The sequence below is a fragment of the Flavobacterium sp. 3HN19-14 genome (assembly GCF_051373205.1).
Classification (GTDB): Bacteria; Bacteroidota; Bacteroidia; order Flavobacteriales; family Flavobacteriaceae; genus Flavobacterium.
This window is the reverse complement of sequence record NZ_JBPPZT010000001.1, coordinates 2,446,755-2,464,966: the sequence shown is the minus strand read 5'-3', so window position 1 is coordinate 2,464,966 and position 18,212 is coordinate 2,446,755. Positions and strand designations below refer to the sequence as shown.

20 protein-coding genes are annotated in these 18,212 nt (G+C 32.8%); 2 read left to right on the top strand and 18 right to left on the bottom strand.

Going from position 1 to position 18,212, the window contains the following annotated elements; genetic code table 11:
• Positions 1-1,558: 1,558 nt before the first annotated feature.
• The 5 genes from ACSLFW_RS13270 to ACSLFW_RS13250 form a co-directional block, all read right to left on the bottom strand.
• The gene (locus tag ACSLFW_RS13270; protein WP_436556138.1) at positions 1,559-2,290 is read right to left on the bottom strand and encodes a YEATS-associated helix-containing protein; all 732 of its coding nucleotides are present in this window, start codon (positions 2,288-2,290) and stop codon (positions 1,559-1,561) included.
• A 160-nt stretch (positions 2,291-2,450) separates the two neighbouring features.
• A complete protein-coding gene (locus ACSLFW_RS13265) occupies positions 2,451-2,819 on the bottom strand; it encodes a hypothetical protein (protein WP_436556137.1) in 369 nt (122 codons plus the stop codon).
• Positions 2,820-3,095: 276 nt separating this feature from the next.
• Complete coding sequence (locus ACSLFW_RS13260) at positions 3,096-3,446, bottom strand: hypothetical protein (RefSeq protein WP_436556136.1); 351 nt, start codon at positions 3,444-3,446, stop codon at positions 3,096-3,098.
• 181 nt (positions 3,447-3,627) lie between these two features.
• Positions 3,628-3,996 (bottom strand): hypothetical protein, encoded by a 369-nt coding sequence (locus ACSLFW_RS13255; RefSeq protein ID WP_436556135.1) that lies wholly within the window; start codon positions 3,994-3,996, stop codon positions 3,628-3,630.
• A 572-nt stretch (positions 3,997-4,568) separates the two neighbouring features.
• On the bottom strand, positions 4,569-4,943 hold the full coding sequence (locus ACSLFW_RS13250; RefSeq protein WP_436556134.1) for a hypothetical protein: 375 nt from the start codon (positions 4,941-4,943) through the stop codon (positions 4,569-4,571).
• 227 nt (positions 4,944-5,170) lie between these two features.
• On the opposite strand from ACSLFW_RS13250, the gene ACSLFW_RS13245 reads away from it, so the two are divergent.
• Positions 5,171-5,536, top strand: coding sequence for a hypothetical protein (locus tag ACSLFW_RS13245; protein ID WP_436556133.1), 366 nt, complete (start codon positions 5,171-5,173; stop codon positions 5,534-5,536).
• Positions 5,537-5,838: 302 nt separating this feature from the next.
• On the opposite strand, the gene ACSLFW_RS13240 is transcribed toward ACSLFW_RS13245, so the two are convergent.
• From ACSLFW_RS13240 to ACSLFW_RS13185, 12 genes are all read right to left on the bottom strand, one after another.
• Positions 5,839-6,420 carry a hypothetical protein gene (locus ACSLFW_RS13240; RefSeq protein ID WP_436556132.1) on the bottom strand — a complete coding sequence of 194 codons (582 nt, stop codon included), beginning with the start codon at positions 6,418-6,420 and terminating at the stop codon, positions 5,839-5,841.
• 203 nt (positions 6,421-6,623) lie between these two features.
• The gene (locus tag ACSLFW_RS13235) at positions 6,624-7,049 is read right to left on the bottom strand and encodes a hypothetical protein (RefSeq protein WP_436556131.1); all 426 of its coding nucleotides are present in this window, start codon (positions 7,047-7,049) and stop codon (positions 6,624-6,626) included.
• 299 nt (positions 7,050-7,348) lie between these two features.
• Positions 7,349-7,669, bottom strand: coding sequence for a hypothetical protein (locus tag ACSLFW_RS13230; protein ID WP_436556130.1), 321 nt, complete (start codon positions 7,667-7,669; stop codon positions 7,349-7,351).
• Between the two features lie 192 nt (positions 7,670-7,861).
• Positions 7,862-9,229, bottom strand: coding sequence for an HNH endonuclease family protein (locus ACSLFW_RS13225; protein ID WP_436556129.1), 1,368 nt, complete (start codon positions 9,227-9,229; stop codon positions 7,862-7,864).
• Between the two features lie 613 nt (positions 9,230-9,842).
• The gene (locus ACSLFW_RS13220) at positions 9,843-10,451 is read right to left on the bottom strand and encodes a hypothetical protein (protein ID WP_436556128.1); all 609 of its coding nucleotides are present in this window, start codon (positions 10,449-10,451) and stop codon (positions 9,843-9,845) included.
• A 109-nt stretch (positions 10,452-10,560) separates the two neighbouring features.
• Positions 10,561-10,938, bottom strand: coding sequence for a hypothetical protein (locus ACSLFW_RS13215; protein ID WP_436556127.1), 378 nt, complete (start codon positions 10,936-10,938; stop codon positions 10,561-10,563).
• Positions 10,939-11,052: 114 nt separating this feature from the next.
• Positions 11,053-11,421 carry a hypothetical protein gene (locus tag ACSLFW_RS13210; protein ID WP_436556126.1) on the bottom strand — a complete coding sequence of 123 codons (369 nt, stop codon included), beginning with the start codon at positions 11,419-11,421 and terminating at the stop codon, positions 11,053-11,055.
• A 43-nt stretch (positions 11,422-11,464) separates the two neighbouring features.
• Entirely contained in the window at positions 11,465-11,752 is a 288-nt protein-coding gene (locus ACSLFW_RS13205) for a hypothetical protein (protein WP_436556125.1), read from the bottom strand.
• Between the two features lie 550 nt (positions 11,753-12,302).
• Complete coding sequence (locus ACSLFW_RS13200) at positions 12,303-12,536, bottom strand: hypothetical protein (RefSeq protein WP_436556124.1); 234 nt, start codon at positions 12,534-12,536, stop codon at positions 12,303-12,305.
• 179 nt (positions 12,537-12,715) lie between these two features.
• Positions 12,716-13,126, bottom strand: coding sequence for a c-type cytochrome (locus tag ACSLFW_RS13195; protein ID WP_436556123.1), 411 nt, complete (start codon positions 13,124-13,126; stop codon positions 12,716-12,718).
• 1,171 nt (positions 13,127-14,297) lie between these two features.
• The gene (locus ACSLFW_RS13190; protein WP_436556122.1) at positions 14,298-14,735 is read right to left on the bottom strand and encodes a hypothetical protein; all 438 of its coding nucleotides are present in this window, start codon (positions 14,733-14,735) and stop codon (positions 14,298-14,300) included.
• Between the two features lie 673 nt (positions 14,736-15,408).
• A complete protein-coding gene (locus ACSLFW_RS13185; protein ID WP_436556121.1) occupies positions 15,409-15,804 on the bottom strand; it encodes a hypothetical protein in 396 nt (131 codons plus the stop codon).
• Between the two features lie 256 nt (positions 15,805-16,060).
• Here ACSLFW_RS13185 and ACSLFW_RS13180 point away from each other — a divergent pair, with 256 nt between their 5' ends.
• Complete coding sequence (locus ACSLFW_RS13180) at positions 16,061-17,131, top strand: DNA methyltransferase (protein WP_436556120.1); 1,071 nt, start codon at positions 16,061-16,063, stop codon at positions 17,129-17,131.
• Here the strand turns inward: ACSLFW_RS13180 and ACSLFW_RS13175 are convergent.
• On the bottom strand, positions 17,120-18,007 hold the full coding sequence (locus ACSLFW_RS13175; RefSeq protein ID WP_436556119.1) for a hypothetical protein: 888 nt from the start codon (positions 18,005-18,007) through the stop codon (positions 17,120-17,122). The two genes, ACSLFW_RS13180 and ACSLFW_RS13175, sit on opposite strands and share 12 nt — an antisense overlap.
• Positions 18,008-18,212 lie beyond the last annotated feature (205 nt).

Below are 18,212 nucleotides of genomic sequence, written 5' to 3'. Positions count from 1 at the left end.
ACGTCTAGTTTTTTAATAATGTCGCACAACGGCCAGGGCTTCACGCAGTAGCGGCTTTTGGAACGAGTTCTTTCCCCTACCGCAAACAAAGTTATGGAAAAAACTAGTTCATTTTAAAACAAAAACAGCTATTGCGTTAAGCCCTTCGTTATGTGGATGTTGAATTTGATCTCAATCCTGATAAAATTCAAAATCTTCAAGTTGAGTCAGGAAATCTCGTAATAAATAAATTTTAATTATTTTATATATCTGCTACCGTTAGATATCTGAAGTTGTTAAAATTTGTAGTATGAATGTATGCTGATTTATTGCAAGTTAGAGAAAAAAATTATTTGACTTTGTCATTTTTTTCTTCTAACTTAGCCAAGCCTTTTTTAGCGTCTTCGCTTTGAAAATCTATTTTCAGCAAATTCTTTTTGCAAAAGGCTTAGGCAAAAAATTGTCAATTTTCTTCCGCTTCAAATCAGCATACATCAGCAAAAAGTACTATTTATCCGAGAAGTTCCGGCTCAATTTCACATAACGCCCGGCAGCTTTGCGAAGTTGCGGCAAGTTCAAAGCTGAGTTCTTTCGGTGACCAAAGACGAAGTTATGGAAAACTGACGAACAATTTAGCAGATTAGGCCGCAATTTTGCCAAGCTGCTCGTTAAATGCCGTTGCAAGACAAAACAATTTTTAATTTTTCAAAACTAACATTCAATATTTTAGATTTCTAAAATCAATTTTATTTAAAAACTATTCAAATCGATTTTTATAAAATTTCTATAACCCAGTTCCTACTCTTTTTCATTTTTTTTAATTCGAATATGTGAGAAAAAATCAACGCAAAGAATGAAATTATTTTTCTTCAATTTTTCGACACAGAAATACAACGCAAACTGAACTTTTAGTTCTTTAAAGGTGAAGACTTCATCAACAATGGCATTTAACGGCCAGGGCTTCACGCAGTAGCGGCTTTTGGAACGAGTTCTTTCCCCTACCGCAAACAAAGTTATGGAAAAAACTAGTTCATTTTAAAACAAAAACAGCTATTGCGTTAAGCCCTTCGTTATGTGGATGTTGAATTTGATCTCAATCCTGATAAAATTCAAAATCTTCAAGTTGAGTCAGGAAATCTCGTAATAAATAAATTTTAATTATTTTATATATCTGCTACCGTTAGATATCTGAAGTTGTTAAAATTTGTAGTACGAATGTATGCTGATTTATTGCAAGTTAGAGAAAAAAATTATTTGACTTTGTCATTTTTTTCTTCTAACTTAGCCAAGCCTTTTTTAGCGTCTTCGCTTTGAAAATCTATTTTCAGCAAATTCTTTTTGCAAAAGGCTTAGGCAAAAAATTGTCAATTTTCTTCCGCTTCAAATCAGAATACATCAGCAAAAAGTACTATTTATCCGAGAAGTTCCGGCTCAATTTCACATAACGCCAAGGGCTTTGCGAAGTTGCGGCAATTTCGGAGCTGAGTTCTTTCGGTGACCGGAAACGAAGTTATGGAAAATACTAGAACAATTTTGCAGATTGTGCCGCAATTTTGCCAAGCCCATGTTGTGCGCCGTTTTACTTTGCTTTTGCCAATAATCTACCAATATTTGTTAATCCCCAAATATTTTTATTGTCTTTATCTACAAGTCTTTTAACGGCTCCTTCCTTTTCTAACGCTTCTAAAATTAATTTGACAATTCGTGGAGTATATTTCAATTCTTTTGCAATTCCTTCGACAGTTCGAAATTTATATTTTCCCTCAAAACTTTTAGCAATATTACTTAATTGTGTATTGAAATCTTCATCCTTAAACTGATTAAGATCTTTGAAATTTTCAATATTAATTTCAAGTTCGTTTTCTTCACTTCCACCTTTATCAGTTTCGTTTGTCACTAAGAAATCAACTTTTTCTTCGGTTTCTTTAACTTCGGTTAATGCTTTATCGACTTTGATCTTGGTGTTTTCAATATCCTTTAATATTTTATCGCCAATTGTATTAATAAATTTATCGGAAAAATATCCGGCAACAAAACAAAAGCCCGCAAAAACGAAATAATTTGTGTTATTATAAGTAGCGGAAGATTTAATTAAATCACTCGATAACATATTCAATAATAATGGAACTAAAATTGCTGCACCGATGCTGCTAAAAATGTGTTTTAAAAATTCCCAGCTTCTTTGAGCGAAACCCAAATAATAATAGTACATATAATTTGCAAGACCAGCAAACGTCCCAACACAAATAATTATAGTTGCTAAAATTCCTTCATGACTCATATTTTCAATGTTTAAGTTTTTCTTTGACACAATTTTGGCAATGGCGCACAACGCCCGGGGCTTTGCGACGGTGCGGCAATTTCGGAGCCGAGTTCTTTCGGTGACCGAAAACGAAGTTATGAAAAATACTGTTACAATTTTGCAACTAATTGCCGCTCTGGCGCCAAGCCCATGTTAGCGGCTGTTGGACTTATTTTCTACCTAAAACTATGTAACATTCTTTATCTTTTTTTTCGCATATAATTAATTGCTCGAAGTTATCATTAAAATTCAAATCATATAATTCACCGATCGAAAACATGTCAGATTTCGCATCACTTGAACTTGAAAAAGATATATTCTGATTCTCTATTTTCCAGCTGAGCTTTTCTCTATATTCAGGATATATAATTAACAAAGTTTCATCTGATTTAAATTCAAATTTTGTACAAACATTTTTCATTGTAGTTATGCCGTTACAAACGTCTTTGCAATTACCCCACTCACCTATTAGTTTTTCACTTTGCGAATAAGATTTACAAGACATTACAATTAAAAGTATAGAAATTATTTCTTTCAAACTATTAGAATTTATGGTTTATTTCGAATTCTGCGCCACAATAGCCGCTAACGCCAAGGGCTTTGCGAAGTTGCGGCAACTTCAAAGCTGAGTTCTTTCGGTGACCGAAAACGAAGTTATGAAAAATACTGGTTCAATTTTGCAGAATGTGCCGCAATTTTGCCAAGCCCAGGTTAGCTGTAGCCCTTTATTTTCCACACATCAATTCATATCCAAGCTGTGTGTAATAAAATTTTCCATTATCAACATCCAAGCTACCGCCAACTTCGTCAAATTCTAAAAAAAACAACAAGTTTCCTCCTTTTTATCGTATAAAATTTGATAAAATTTTTCTTTAATTTGATTATACGCATCTAATCCTTTCTCTTTTAAATAAAAACTTGGAGTCCAAATTTCTCTATAAAGTCCATCATCTGTATATTCGGTACTAAGTCGTCTCGAAACGAAATGCTCTGTCGTTTTATAAAATAAATCCGTTCTTATTATTTCATCTTTCCCGAACGAAAATCTAAAAGCTTCTGGGCCACAAAAAGTTCGTTTGTAAGATTGAGTGTAAGCAGTGTCAAAATTTTGCGCATTTGAATAAATCGCAATATTTAGAAATAGGAAAATAATAATTTTTTTCATACTAAGATTTTTAACGCAATTTGAGCAGGTTACAGCTAACGCCCGGCAGCTTTATGAAGTTGCCGGCAATTTCGGAGCCGAGTACTTTCGGTGACCGTGAACGAAATTATGAAAAAGATTTGGTCTAACGAGCACAAAAACAGGCAATTTCATAAAACTGCTTGTTGGCTGTTAGTTGTTGCTAATATACACCACAAATAAAAATGCTTCCATTTACAGGCTCAATCCAAATATCTGTATTTCCATAAATTGCGTGTAAATAACCTTTATGAAGTTTTATTTTTTGAATTTGTAATTTACTTGACTTTGATTTTTCACACTCTAAAACTACATTCTTTTCCCAAAATAATTTTCCTTTTTTTAATGCTTTAATTGTTTGCATATCGTTTTCCACGAAATACACAATCCCTTTATATTTAAATCCTCTAAATTCTGTTTCTGTAAAATCTATTGATGTCGATTCTGTTGAGATTTTTTCAGAATTACTTTTTTGACCAAAAATATTGTTGACTGATAAAAAGACAAACAAAATAATGCATAGTGTCTTCATAAGAAAAAAAATTACTTTACAATTACAGCCAACGCCCGGCAGCTTTGCGAAGTTGCGGCAACTTCAAAGCTGAGTTCTTTCGGTAACCAAAGACGAAGTTATGGAAATCTGACGAACAATTTAGCAGATTAGGCCGCAATTTTGCCAAGCTGCTCGTTAAATGCCGTTGCAAGACAAAACAATTTTTAATTTTTCAAAACAAACATTCAATATTTAGATTTCTAAAAATCAATTTTATTTAAAAACTATTCAAATCGATTTTTATAAAATTTCTATAACCCAGTTCCTACTCTTTTTCATTTTTTTTAATTCGAATATGTGAGAAAAAATCAGCGCAAAGAATGAAATTATTTTTCTTCAATTTTTCGACACAGAAATACAACGCAAACTGAACTTTTAGGTCTTTAAAGGTGAAGACGTCATCAACAATGGCATTTAACGCCAAGGGCTTTGCGATGTTGCGGCAATTTCGGAGCCGAGTACTTTCGGTGACCGCAAACGAAGTTATGAAAAATACTGGTTCAATTTTGCAAAAAATGCCGCAATAGCGCCAAGCCCATGTTAGCCGTTGTTCATTCTTCCCTTTTATCTGGTTCTATTATAAGAAATTTACTTTCATTTCCTTTCTCAAACTGAAAAGTGATTAATAATTTTCCATCTATAAATAACTTTTCTCCAACAGAACAAAATCCGCTACAAGTTAAAGTGTCTTTTAATGTAATAGCTTTTGCGTAGCAATATTTGTATGAACTTTCTACTTTGATTGGTTTCGTTTTTTGTCCTTTTTTAATATTAGAAAAATTATAAATTTTTCCTCTCACATTTACTTCTAGATTTTTAAAATCTTCATTTGTATCATTTTTAAAAGTTAGCTCTAAATTACCTTTTTGTTGAAAAGAAAATATTAATAAGCTTAAACTTAAAATGACTAAGATTTTTAATTTCATATTACTTTTTTTAAAAACGAAAATTTCCGGTTTGGCGAGCGAATAACGGCTAACGCCCGGCAGCTTCACGCCGGTGCGGCGGTTTCGGAGCCGAGTGCTTTCGGTGACCGAAAACGAAGTTATGAAAAAGATTTGAACTGACGAGCACAAAAAGGCCGCTCTGGCGTTAAGCTGCTCGTTTGCTGCTGCCGTAAATTTTCGCAATCAGGTCAAATTCTATATCTGTTTTGGAAATTGTCTTGTTCGATTCTGCGGAAGCCTTGTTCGATTCGGCGGAAGTCTTGTTCGATTTGGCGGATGCTTTGTTCAATTCGGCGGATGCCTTATTCGATTCGGCGGAAGCTTTGTTCGATTTGGCGGATGCTTTGTTCGATTCGGCGGATGCCTTGTTCGATTTTACCAGAGCTTTGTTCGATTCTGCCAGAGCCTTGTTTGATTTTGCCAGAGCCTTGTTCGATTCTGCCAAAGCTTTGTTCGATTCTGCCAGAGCCTTGTTCGATTCTGCCAGAGCCTTGTTCGATTTTGCCAGAGCTTTGTTCGATTTTGCCAGAGCTTTGTTCGATTCTGCCAGGGCTTTGTTTATTTTTCTATAAAATCTTATGTGATTTAAACGGTCTCATTGATTTGATTGGTGTGAATTTTATAAGCTGTATTACAAGAAAATATTCGTTTGGAGCAAGATTAAATTTTGCAAAAATTCCGCCTAAAAATTCGAAAGATTGGCTGTTCGCAAACTGAGCCGAGGTTGCAGCAAACGCCCGGCAGCTTCACGCCGGTGCGGCGGTTTCTGAGCTGAGGACTTTCGGTAACCGTGAACGAAGTTATGAAAAAAGGGCGAACAATTTGACACAAAACGGCCGCTCTGGCGTTAAGCTGCTCGTTAGAGGCTGGTTCATTAATTTCTCGTAAAATAAATTCCTAAAATTAACGAACCAACTGTTCCTAGCAAACTTGCAATAAATATCACTGGATTATTTCTAGATTGTTTTGTTATCAACTTTATTGAAAAATAGCAAATTATATAACTTCCAATCAGAGAGAAATAAAAAATTCTTTTAAAAATAAAAATTGAAATAATAAAGAAAATACTTCCTAATACGGTTCCTAAAAATAATCCGATAATACTTCCTGTTATTGTAGTTGAAGTAATTTTTTTATCATTAATATAGGCTTGGGATTCATTAAATTTATTTGTAACCAAATTCTCTAATTGGTCTTTTGTTAAAATCTCAGAGGCAACAAATTGTTTTATAAATTCTAAATCCGAATAATCTTTTGTTAAGTCGTACACTTCTTTGGAAATTCTACCGATTTCAGTTTGGTGTGTTTTTTCAAATTCAATATCTGCAAGAAATTTTGTAAGCCCTCCTCTATTTTCAATTTCGTTTAAAATATTATTATCAGCTTTTCCAGAATAATCAATCATAGTATTATATGCGTCCATTAAATCTTTATCGCTATAATTCTTATAATTCATAATTGTAAATATTTGTTCCGGTTAATAAATTGTTGAATTTTGGGAGAACTAGCCTCTAACGCCAAGGGCTTTGCGAAGTTGCGGCAATTTCAAAGCTGAGTTCTTTCGGTGACCGGAAACGAAGTTATGGAAACTAACGAACTATTTTGCAGATTGTGCCGCAATTTTGCCAAGCCCAGGTTGGGCGATCGTATGACCATATCTTACATTGGAGAATATTTCATTTTATCTATCTCGTTGGAATACTTTTTAATTAAATCAGTTGATTGAAATTCAGTTTCATTCGGTAATCCAGGATTAAATTTTAATATTTCATTATTCTTTAATGTGGCCAAAAGAAGAATACCTGAAATTTCTATTTTTTTGTTTGTAATCGGATTGTATTTAGATTTTTTAAAACTTTGTTCTGAAGTGAAAACTGGGGTAAACGATTTTCCTTTTTGAACATAATTTTGTAAAATTATTGCCGACGAATTTGGAACTTCATCTGATAAAATTACAAACACTTTTTGTTTAAATATTTCATCAGTAATTTTCGTAAACTCTTCTTTTTGTATTTTGACTTCAGTATTTTTAATCTTATTACAAGATAATACAAACAGAATCGGAATTATATAATGTAGTTTCATAGATTTTTCTTTATATGTCGCCTAATGCCCGGCAGCTTCACGCCGGTGCGGCGGTTTCGGAACAGAGTTCTTTCGGTGACCGTGAACGAAGTTATGAAAAAAGACGAACAATTTGCACAAAATGCCGCACTGGCGTGAAACTGCATGTTGGGCGATCGCTTTTTATTTTTGGACAGATTTACAATCGTTAGTTAGGTTTTCTTTTTTTAATTCTGTTTGGAAGTTCGAAGGCAAAATCATTATAGATTCACAGTAATCTTTCCTTTCATACAACTTAGTTTTTTCATTATATAAAATTGCTAAGGTTGATCCGTAATTAGAATTATACCACCAAAGATTAAATCATCATCTACATATAAGCTCCAGTAATGGAATTTGCTGAAACTTTCATTTAGATTTTGTTGAAATAAGATTTTATTTTTCGAATCTCTAATGGCAAAAATTAACGTGCCATCATTAAATTCCTTCATAATTATATTTCTGTGCTGCTTCTTAGAGTTATGGATATTATACAGTCCAGCCTCTTTAATAAATCCATTTGAAATACTTTGTGTTTTTAAATCTGAGTTTCTGCATGAAACCAAAATTAAAATAGAAGCTATAATTAAGTATTTTTTCATTTTTATTAGATGTAGATTTTCCGACTCGTTCTTCAAAGTGTCGCCCAACGGCCAGGGCTTTGCGCCGGTGCGGCAGTTTCGGAGCCGAGTTCTTTCGGTGACCGGAAACGAAGTTATGGAAAAAACTGTTACAATTTTGCAATTGATTGCCGCTCTGGCGCCAAGCCCATGTTATGACCAGTGCATATTTTTTTACATTTTATCTTTTTTCGCACGATTGAAATATCTCAAAACTAATTGAGCATTTTCTTTTTCTGTTTTGCCACCTTTTGAATAAGGAATTATATGGTCAACTTCCGCATCTTCAATTGCCAATATTTTTTGTTTTGATATAGCGCAATATGGATTTTGTTTAAATAATTCTTCTTTAATTGAAAATGAAAAAGTTCTTTGCTGATATGATTTATCTCCAATTACTTTCTCCAACATGTCCATATACATTTTAAATCTTTTCTTTACGTTATCTGTATCAGAAGTTTTGAATCCAATTACTTCTTGAAACTTTGGATCTTCAATCATCAATTCTAATAAGCCTTCTCTAATTAAATCTGCGTTAGATAAAACTTCGTTCTTAGAATAATTTACAAATCCTACCATTTGGAGATCAAATAACGCCATGTTTAATTGTCTTGTCCATTTTCCTTGTTCAGATTCATTTCCGGAAATATATCTTTTGAAAGATTTATCTCCAAAAACTGTTTTTACTAAATCCAAACAATGTTCGAAGCGATTTTTATATTCAATTCTTTTCTCTTTGCTTAAGCTTTTATTGTCACGCAATTCTTTATTACAGAATTGCTTCATTGAGGATTTGTAATTGATATAAGATTTTTCAGATAATGCAAGAAATCGTAAAATCATTCCTCTGTAAATCATTCTGTTTTTGAAATTTGGTTTTTGAACCAAAGAATTAAACGTTGAATTTTCACTTAAGTCAGCTAATAACTTTATGTAATCTCCACGATAAACTGTATTTCGAATTTCATCTTCATTTAGTTTGGTTGAACCTGTATTTAGTCTTTCAAATATCTCAAATTTGATATCTTCGTTTGATTCCTTTTTTATTATGATAGAGTGAAGCGTTGTCGTTTTAATTTTTGTCTGTTGATCTTTATCTAAATCAGTATACTTTTTTCTGTTCAAATCGGATAAGACTTTTAAGCCGCTTAATTTAAATTCATCTCCATTCGGGAATTTTCCATCCAGAAACGATAAAAATGAAGTTAATCTTTGTTGACCATCAATAACAGAATAAGAACCATCCTTATCTTCTGCAAGGTAAATAACTGGAATTGGAACATCGAGAAGTATAGATTCTATAAGTCTGCTAGCAATTTGCACAGGTGCCACAAAGTTTCGTTGATATTCTGGTTGAAGCGCAAGTTCTCCATCTTGTCGCATACTTAGAAACTCTCTAATTGAAAAATCTTTAGCTTGCCAAACGATTTTTCTTTCGGTACTTTCAATATCTAACGTGTCGTCTTCTTGATTATAAAATTCTTCAGATTCGATATTCTCAATAGTTTCAGTAATCAAATCTTTCGGTTCTAATTCAGTCATAAAAGTTATTTATTTTTGTTGATACAGTTTGGTTTATGTGCAATTTTGGCCGCATTGGTCATAACGCCCGGCAGCTTCACGCCGTTGCGGCAATTTCGAAGCCGAGTTCTTTCGGTGACCGAGAACGAAGTTATGAAAATTACTCGAACAATTTTGCACAAAATGCCGCAATGGCGTGAAACTGCTTGTTGTGTGCCGTTGCAGTAGAAAAACAATAACTTTCAAGTTTCAGAAAACTTTGCGAACCCAAATATTTCAAATTTACTTCTTCCCTATTTCGCAATAAAATTCGCTTTGAGCAAATTACCGTTTTTAAATTGAGTACTACACAGACTTTCCAATTTTCGACAAAGTTACCAGAACGAAAATCGACAAAACATTCCCAAAAAAATGATCAAGAAATTCGACAATGTATTCGACAATATAATAAAAGGTTCTCGGGCAACGATTCAACGCTTAGCAATGGCACACAACGCCAAGGGCTTTGCGAAGTTGCGGCAATTTCGAAGCCGATTACTTTCGGTGACCGCGAACGAAGTTATGGAAAAAAGTAGAACAATTTTGCACAAGAAGGCCGCAATTTCGCCAAGCCCATGTTGGCTGCTGTTTTGTACTAATTCTTAATCCAACCCACATTTTTTAAATTTTTTATTTGAGGAAAAATATCATCTTTTGTATTAGGAATTCCGTCAGTTCCAGATGAAAATAATAAATAATTTTCTCCTTTCTTTTTGTAATTATAATAACCCCTTTCTTTATTTTTTATTGGTTGAGTAACATCAACTATAGAGACAAATTCATTTTTTTTTAATAACTCTTTTAAACTGTCTGGATATTTACCATTTTCAATTTTGTAATACTCAATATTTTTGATCAATCCATTAAGTTCCATCTGAGAAAGTTTCTCCCATTCCTTTTTGCCAGAATCTGAAACAAATCCTACATAATATAATGTTGAGTATACAAACACAGTGAAAAGCATACAAGCTATTCCAATAATTACTAATTTTTTGTCTTTATATTTTATTAAGCCATATAAAGTTAATCCAGCTCCAACAAAAAAACCGACAAGTGGAATGATTCCTAAAAGTCCCAATAAATAAGGCGGCTTTGAATTTGATTCAATACCATTTCTGCGCAAAGTATTTTCATTCGTTGTCATTGTATATACGATTTGTTTAAAATAGCAGCCAACGCCAAGGGCTTTGCGAAGTTGCGGCAATTTCGGAGCCGAGTTCTTTCGGTGACCGTGAACGAAGTTATGGAAAAAAGTAGAACAATTTTGCAGATTGTGCCGCAATTTTGCCAAGCCCATGTTGTGCGACGCCAAATTATGAGGTGGCGATTTCAAAATCTTTAAACTTAAAATTCAAAGTTATCGACGGTAATCCAAAACCTAAAAGGAAAACAAATTCAACAGTAAAGATTTCATTGTCAAACATAAAATTTACTGTACTTATTTCCAGCTCATTCATTTTATGATTTCCTTTTAATTGTAGATTTCTAATATCTTTAAAAGTTAAAGTCTTTTTATTATTTAATATTTCAACCTTTATTCTCAAAGTCTTTTGTGAGAAGTCAATATCTAATTTCTCAACATTGGCATCATGTAATTCTAAACTGTTTAGTATTTCGATTTTAGTCATTAATTTATCGTGTTGCTGTGATTGGTGTCGCACAACGCCAAGGGCTTTGCGAAGTTGCGGCAATTTCGAAGCCGAGTTCTTTCGGTGACCGGAAACGAAGTTATGGAAAATATTGGTTCAATTTTGCAGATTGTGCCGCAATTTTGCCAAGCCCATGTTGGCTGTTCGTTATGACATTTACATAATACCTTTTAAAATATTTTTAATTATTTTTTCATCATAGATTTCATTTCTGATAATTCTTTTACGACGGTCAAAATTGAAGTCGGAATATGAAATTTCAATTAACTTAATTCCATTCTCAGGCAAAACTGTACGACGACGTTCATCATAAAGTTTTCTTTGTTCTCCACGGTGCATTCCGCTTACTGTAAGTTTGTTTGGTTTGTCGAAAAAATTTACACTTTCAGTGTGTTGCAATTCTCGATATTCTATAACAAGATTTAGTTTTTCATAGAATGAATCAACTGGCAATTTTGCAGAATATCCGTTTGAATTACTATCGCCGAGTAAAAAATTAAACTTATGTTGGCGAGACGATTTCAAATTTAAAACTTTGTCGCATAAATCGAGAATGTAATGTTCATCTTTATTTAAATCTTTTGATTTCGAAGTAAAGGTTTTTTTTTACATTTTTTTTCGGATTAGCAACAGGAAAAAAATTATCTGAAATTTTAATTCTACCAGATTTTATTAATGAATTTAAATCATTGATTTGTAAATCAGTAATTCCGTAATCATCTCTTCCATAAAAGCCGAGATTTCTCATTTTTTGTCTTATAGCTTTTTGATCTGATGGAGCAGTTTTATTTCGTAAAACAATTAGCTTTTCAATTTCTGTAATTTCTGATTTAGTAAAAATATTTTTCCCTTTCACGATAAGAAATGTTGTAGTTTAGTCAGATTTTCAATATAATGACAGCCAACGGCCAGGGCTTTGCGAAGTTGCGGCAACTTCAAAGCCGAGTACTTTCGGTGACCGTAAACGAAGTTATGAAAAATACTAGCTCAATTTTGCACAAAAAGGCCGAAATTTCGCCAAGCCCATGTTGGGTGCAGCCAGAACTTAAGTTCAAACAACTTCGACAAAAATTTCAAAATAAACGCAACGATTTTCAAACTGGTTGCAGCCCAACGCCAAGGGCTTTGCGAAGTTGCGGCAATTTCGGAGCCGAGTACTTTCGGTGACCGAAAACGAAGTTATGGAAAAAAGTAGAACAATTTTACAGATTGTGCCGCAATTTTGCCAAGCCCAGGTTGGGCGATCGCTTGACTAAGTTTCTAAATTTTGCTTAACATCTTTATTTTCTAATTTGTCAATTTTAATTTTTAAAAGACTGAATAAATTATAAATAATAATCAAGACAATGAAAACTGCCCAAACATTAAATTCAATATCTGTATTTGTATTTTTTTTTAATTAGGTGTTAGTCCGAAACTTTAATAAAATCATATAAATTTTCTTTTCCTTTTTTGTCTTCAGAATCTAATTGGAGAATATCTTCATAAATACTCTTTTGGTTAAATAGTGCGTTATTTTGATTTTGTAATGCTCTATAAGAATCTGTAACATTTCCAATTAAAATGTAAACTATAATTAGTGCAGAACAATACAAAACAAAGCGCAAACCAATAAAAAATTTTAGGTTAGATTTTATCATATTGTCAGTTTAATACGGATTTTTCAATAAGTGTCGCCCAACGGCCAGGGCTTTGCGCCGGTGCGGCGGTTTCGGAGCCGAGTACTTTCGGTGACCGAGAACGAAGTTAAGAAAAAAGTAGTTCAATTTTGCAACTAATTGCCGCTCTGGCGCCAAGCCCATGTTGGCTGTCAGTTGCATTATTTTTTCTTATTCATTTTATATCTTTTTTCGACAAAATAATAAATCGCATCTAAATCAGAATCCCTTAAATTTGGAAAAGATGGCATTAATCCCCAACCTTCTGAGCGATATTTTTTTGCTATTTTATCTCCTTGAATCAACATTTTTTGAGGATTTTTGGTATAATTATAAAGCCAATCCTTTTTACGTAATTTAGTTATATCTCCTAAAGCTGGTGCAGTCATCCTTCTATTCATACCTATAAAATGACAGGAAGCACAATCTCGTTCGAAAATACTTTGTCCTTTTATATAGATTGAATCACTAATGCCAAATTTATCATTTTCAGAGTATTCACGTGATTTAGAAGAAGAAAATATAACGCAAACAAGTAGTAGAAATATTGACGAAAAAATATATTTAATCATATCTTAATTTTTTACGCGATTTCGTTTCAGCAATTGCAGCCAACGGCCAGGGCTTCACGCAGTAGCGGCTTTTGGAACGAGTTCTTTCCCCTACCGCAAACAAAGTTATGGAAAAAACTAGTTCATTTTAAAACAAAAACAGCTATTGCGTTAAGCCCTTCGTTATGTGGATGTTGAATTTGATCTCAATCCTGATAAAATTCAAAATCTTCAAGTTGAGTCAGGAAATCTCGTAATAAATAAATTTTAATTATTTTATATATCTGCTACCGTTAGATATCTGAAGTTGTTAAAATTTGTAGTACGAATGTATGCTGATTTATTGCAAGTTAGAGAAAAAAATTATTTGACTTTGTCATTTTTTTCTTCTAACTTAGCCAAGCCTTTTTTAGCGTCTTCGCTTTGAAAATCTATTTTCAGCAAATTCTTTTTGCAAAAGGCTTAGGCAAAAAATTGTCAATTTTCTTCCGCTTCAAATCAGAATACATCAGCAAAAAGTACTATTTATCCGAGAAGTTCCGGCTCAATTTCACATAACGGCCAGGGCTTCACGCAGTAGCGGCTTTTGGAACGAGTTCTTTCCCCTACCGCAAACAAAGTTATGGAAAAAACTAGTTCATTTTAAAACAAAAACAGCTATTGCGTTAAGCCCTTCGTTATGTGGATGTTGAATTTGATCTCAATCCTGATAAAATTCAAAATCTTCAAGTTGAGTCAGGAAATCTCGTAATAAATAAATTTTAATTATTTTATATATCTGCTACCGTTAGATATCTGAAGTTGTTAAAATTTGTAGTACGAATATATGCTGATTTATTGCAAGTTAGAGAAAAAAATTATTTGACTTTGTCATTTTTTTCTTCTAACTTAGCCAAGCCTTTTTTAGCGTCTTCGCTTTGAAAATCTATTTTCAGCAAATTCTTTTTGCAAAAGGCTTAGGCAAAAAATTGTCAATTTTCTTCCGCTTCAAATCAGCATACATCAGCAAAAAGTACTATTTATCCGAGAAGTTCCGGCTCAATTTCACATAACGCCCGGCAGCTTTGCGAAGTTGCGGCAACTTCAAAGCTGAGTTCTTTCGGCGACCGGAAACGAAGTTATGGAAAACTGACAAACTTTTTTGCAGATTAGGCCGCAATTTTGCCAAGCTGCTCGTTGTATGCTGGTTTAATTATTTGCAGCCGTTTGATTCTTGGACAGTTTTTCCTTTGCTTGTATTATCTGTAACAAAATAAATAAGTGAGTTTGCGTTTTCGTCATCAACTTTTAAGTCAGGATTTATGACACAAACTTCGAATGCTATATTTTTCTTTTCTAACATTTTTTTCAAATTTATTCCAACAATCGAATAATTTTTTGTTAGTGACTTTAAATTAATTTTTTGTTGAAGTTTTCCAGTTGAAGCAATTTTTATACTATTTGAATCAATTGTTTCTATGTAACCTTCTTTTTGAATGAACTCAGTCATTTTAATTGATTCAATAAAAAATCCATCAGACAAAACTGTAAATGTTTTTTCATCGTTATCAAATTCAATTTTGTGCTTGTCTGGACAAATCCAACAGCTTTGGAATAAAATCAACACAAGTAACAAAATTATTTTTCTCATAAATTCTTTGCGTTCCGTTCGGTAAAACTTGCATACAACGGCCAGGGCTTCACGCAGTAGCGGCTTTTGGAACGAGTTCTTTCCCCTACCGCAAACAAAGTTATGGAAAAAACTAGTTCATTTTAAAACAAAAACAGCTATTGCGTTAAGCCCTTCGTTATGTGGATGTTGAATTTGATCTCAATCCTGATAAAATTCAAAATCTTCAAGTTGAGTCAGGAAATCTCGTAATAAATAAATTTTAATTATTTTATATATCTGCTACCGTTAGATATCTGAAGTTGTTAAAATTTGTAGTACGAATATATGCTGATTTATTGCAAGTTAGAGAAAAAAATTATTTGACTTTGTCATTTTTTTCTTCTAACTTAGCCAAGCCTTTTTTAGCGTCTTCGCTTTGAAAATCTATTTTCAGCAAATTCTTTTTGCAAAAGGCTTAGGCAAAAAATTGTCAATTTTCTTCCGCTTCAAATCAGCATACATCAGCAAAAAGTACTATTTATCCGAGAAGTTCCGGCTCAATTTCACATAACGCCCGGCAGCTTCACGCCGGTGCGGCGGTTTCGGAGCTGAGTTCTTTCGGTGACCGTGAACGAAGTTATGAAAAATACTCGAACAACCTGCAACTGATTGCCGCTCTGGCGTTAAGCTGCTCGTTGGCTGATGTGCAACTTCATTCAATACTATTTTGTTTATAATTTACCAACATTTTTATCCAATTTTCTTTTATTTGTAACACATGGATTGTATCACTTTCATATTTTAAAACTTTAAAACGATGGTCATATATTGTTAATATACTATCATTATCAGAATAGTTCCAGCTATTATTTTTCTCATTTCCCTCTATTGAAAAAAAAGAATTTTCGTCATTTAAAATATTTCTGTTTTCACAATCTCCATTTGAGAAAAATTTTATATAGTCACGAACTATCGCTTTATTTTTTACTTGGCCACTATCTATGTAAACCCATCTTTTATCTGCGCTTAAAAGTAAATTTTCTAATCTGCTTTTCTGACAAGAAGAAAAAATTTGAAATGCGATAAGGCACAATATTATTTTTTTCATTTTCTATCAATTTTGTTTTTGCGCAATCTTGACGCATTTCAGCCAACGGCCAGGGCTTTGCGCCGGTGCGGCAATTTCGGAGCCGAGTTCTTTCGGTGACCGAGAACGAAGTTAAGAAAAAAGTAGTTCAATTTTGCAACTAATTGCCGCTCTGGCGCCAAGCCCATGTTATATGCCGCACTTTTTTTTTATTTTTTATTGTCGTTAAATATTTTTATATATTTTTGTATAATCATGTATAAGGTTGTGTAATGCTATGGAAAAATATTTAACTGTTAAACAAGCTGCTGATATTCTCAGTGTTAGCCCAGAAACGTTGAGACGATGGGATAATAGTGGTAAATTTAAAAGTTTACGCCACCCAATTAATAATTATCGTGCTTACTCCGAAGAACAGCTTCAAAATTTGGTTGAGGAAATGCAACTTCAAATCGAATATACTAAAAAAGATACTATTGCAGAAGTTATTCAGCCATATTTTTCAACTGAATATGGGCAATTATTTAATTATGACGCAATTAAATATTTAAAAAAATTAGAATCCAATTCGATAGATTTAATTTTTGCAGATCCGCCTTATAATATTAAAAAAGCTGAGTGGGATACATTTTCTAGCCAAAAAGAATATGTTGAATGGAGCATGACTTGGATTACCGAAGCCCATAGAGTTTTAAAAAAAACTGGTTCATTATATATTTGTGGTTTTTCTGAAATATTAGCGGATATTAAATGGGCTGCATCCCCAATGTTTAAAGGTTGTAAATGGCTAATTTGGTTCTATAGAAATAAAGCAAACTTAGGGAATGATTGGGGTAGATCACATGAAAGTATATTACATTTTAGAAAATCGAAAGACTTTATTTTTAATGTTGATAATGTACGAATTCCGTATAATGAACATACTCTAAAATATCCTAAAAGAACACAAGCTGAAAGTTCACAATATTCAAACGGAAAAAAACGTGAAGCTATTTGGGAACCACATCCATTAGGAGCTAAACCAAAAGATGTAATCGAGATTCCAACTATTTCAAACGGAGCGTGGGAAAAATTTCCTCATCTAACTCAAAAACCGGTTGAATTGCTACGAAAAATAATCTTATCTTCTTCAAACGCGAATGATTTGATACTTGACCCATTCGGTGGTTCTGGTACTACCTTTGCAGTTGCCGAAGCTTACAATAGAAGATGGATTGGCACGGAATTAGAATTACAATATTGTGATGTAATTAAAAATCGTTTAACAGATATAGACCATATTTCAAGAATTTCTGGCGAAAAAGATGAACTTGCTTCAAATAGTCGGCGGAAAAAGTTACGTGGTTAATAAAACTTTATAATCCGCAGTTATCAATTCAGAAAATCTCTTCATGTGATTTGAATATGGTTTCTTTGATGCGTTTGGTGGTGGATCTAAATAATAGATGCCGTCAAGTTTAGTAAGAAATTTTGTGTAAACCATAAATAAACCAGAAACCAAAGTAAAGCTGATATTATTAGTATCTTTTCTTTGGACATCATTCAAGAAAATTCCAATTACTTTTTGCGGATGTTCTACGAATCTTTCTAAAAGAATTTTATCAATAAACATTTTTCCAAGCCTATCTTTTGAAGTAGTTTTTACAGATACAACTACTTCGTTTTCATCCAATGAATTAGCTGTCGATTGGACTTTCTCATGTGGAGATAAAATTAAATCATTTTCACATTTATATGTTTTTGAACCTTCATCTGTTTCATAAGGAATTTGCAAAACTAATTTTTTATTTACTACTCCGATTTCAGTAAAGACAACTTTTATAAGTTCTTCAAATCTGTTGCCAACGTGCTTTCTTGCGCTATTTTCCGCTACTAACAAATCTAAGCCTGCTCCGATTGATTGTTGAATTGTGTATAAAGTTTTGTCAATGCAGTCTTTTTCAGATTGATTAACTGGTTGATTCGATTTAATTTTTTCAAAAATTTGTTTCAATTCAACAAAGCATTTTTCAAAATCTTCTGTTTTAGTCAAGAAAAGATTGTTGTTAATTGGTCTTACATATTTGGTTGTGCCGGCAATTAACGAAGTGAAAATGGTGTAATCATTTTTTACTTCCGATTTGCTTAATACATTTGGAAGATATTGTAATACTCTATGTGTAATTTCTCCAAATTGGTCAATATTCTGTTTAACCCTTTGTAAATCCTGATCTAATGGAACCATTTTTTATTTTCAAATATACTCTTTTCTTTTTATGCGCAAAACTTTTCCGCAATATTGGGAGTGTGGCATATAACTCATAAATATATGCAAATTAAGATTTTAATCATTTGAAATTATAATTGTAATTGTTTACAAATATTTACTATTGTTTGTAAGACCTGTGTATCGAAAATAAATGTAATAAATAAAATCAAAATGTTATTGC

Bases quoted from the DNA above. Each gene is read 5' to 3' on its own strand.
- ACSLFW_RS13250 (WP_436556134.1), bottom strand. From the start codon at position 4,943: ATGAAATTAAAAATCTTAGTCATTTTAAGTTTAAGCTTATTAATATTT.
- ACSLFW_RS13225 (WP_436556129.1), bottom strand. From the start codon at position 9,229: ATGACTGAATTAGAACCGAAAGATTTGATTACTGAAACTATTGAGAAT.
- ACSLFW_RS13195 (WP_436556123.1), bottom strand. From the start codon at position 13,126: ATGATTAAATATATTTTTTCGTCAATATTTCTACTACTTGTTTGCGTT.
- ACSLFW_RS13190 (WP_436556122.1), bottom strand. From the start codon at position 14,735: ATGAGAAAAATAATTTTGTTACTTGTGTTGATTTTATTCCAAAGCTGT.
- ACSLFW_RS13260 (WP_436556136.1), bottom strand. From the start codon at position 3,446: ATGAAAAAAATTATTATTTTCCTATTTCTAAATATTGCGATTTATTCA.
- ACSLFW_RS13175 (WP_436556119.1), bottom strand. From the start codon at position 18,007: ATGGTTCCATTAGATCAGGATTTACAAAGGGTTAAACAGAATATTGAC.
- ACSLFW_RS13240 (WP_436556132.1), bottom strand. From the start codon at position 6,420: ATGAATTATAAGAATTATAGCGATAAAGATTTAATGGACGCATATAAT.
- ACSLFW_RS13235 (WP_436556131.1), bottom strand. From the start codon at position 7,049: ATGAAACTACATTATATAATTCCGATTCTGTTTGTATTATCTTGTAAT.
- ACSLFW_RS13180 (WP_436556120.1), top strand. From the start codon at position 16,061: ATGGAAAAATATTTAACTGTTAAACAAGCTGCTGATATTCTCAGTGTT.
- ACSLFW_RS13200 (WP_436556124.1), bottom strand. From the start codon at position 12,536: ATGATAAAATCTAACCTAAAATTTTTTATTGGTTTGCGCTTTGTTTTG.
- ACSLFW_RS13230 (WP_436556130.1), bottom strand. From the start codon at position 7,669: ATGAAAAAATACTTAATTATAGCTTCTATTTTAATTTTGGTTTCATGC.
- ACSLFW_RS13255 (WP_436556135.1), bottom strand. From the start codon at position 3,996: ATGAAGACACTATGCATTATTTTGTTTGTCTTTTTATCAGTCAACAAT.
- ACSLFW_RS13185 (WP_436556121.1), bottom strand. From the start codon at position 15,804: ATGAAAAAAATAATATTGTGCCTTATCGCATTTCAAATTTTTTCTTCT.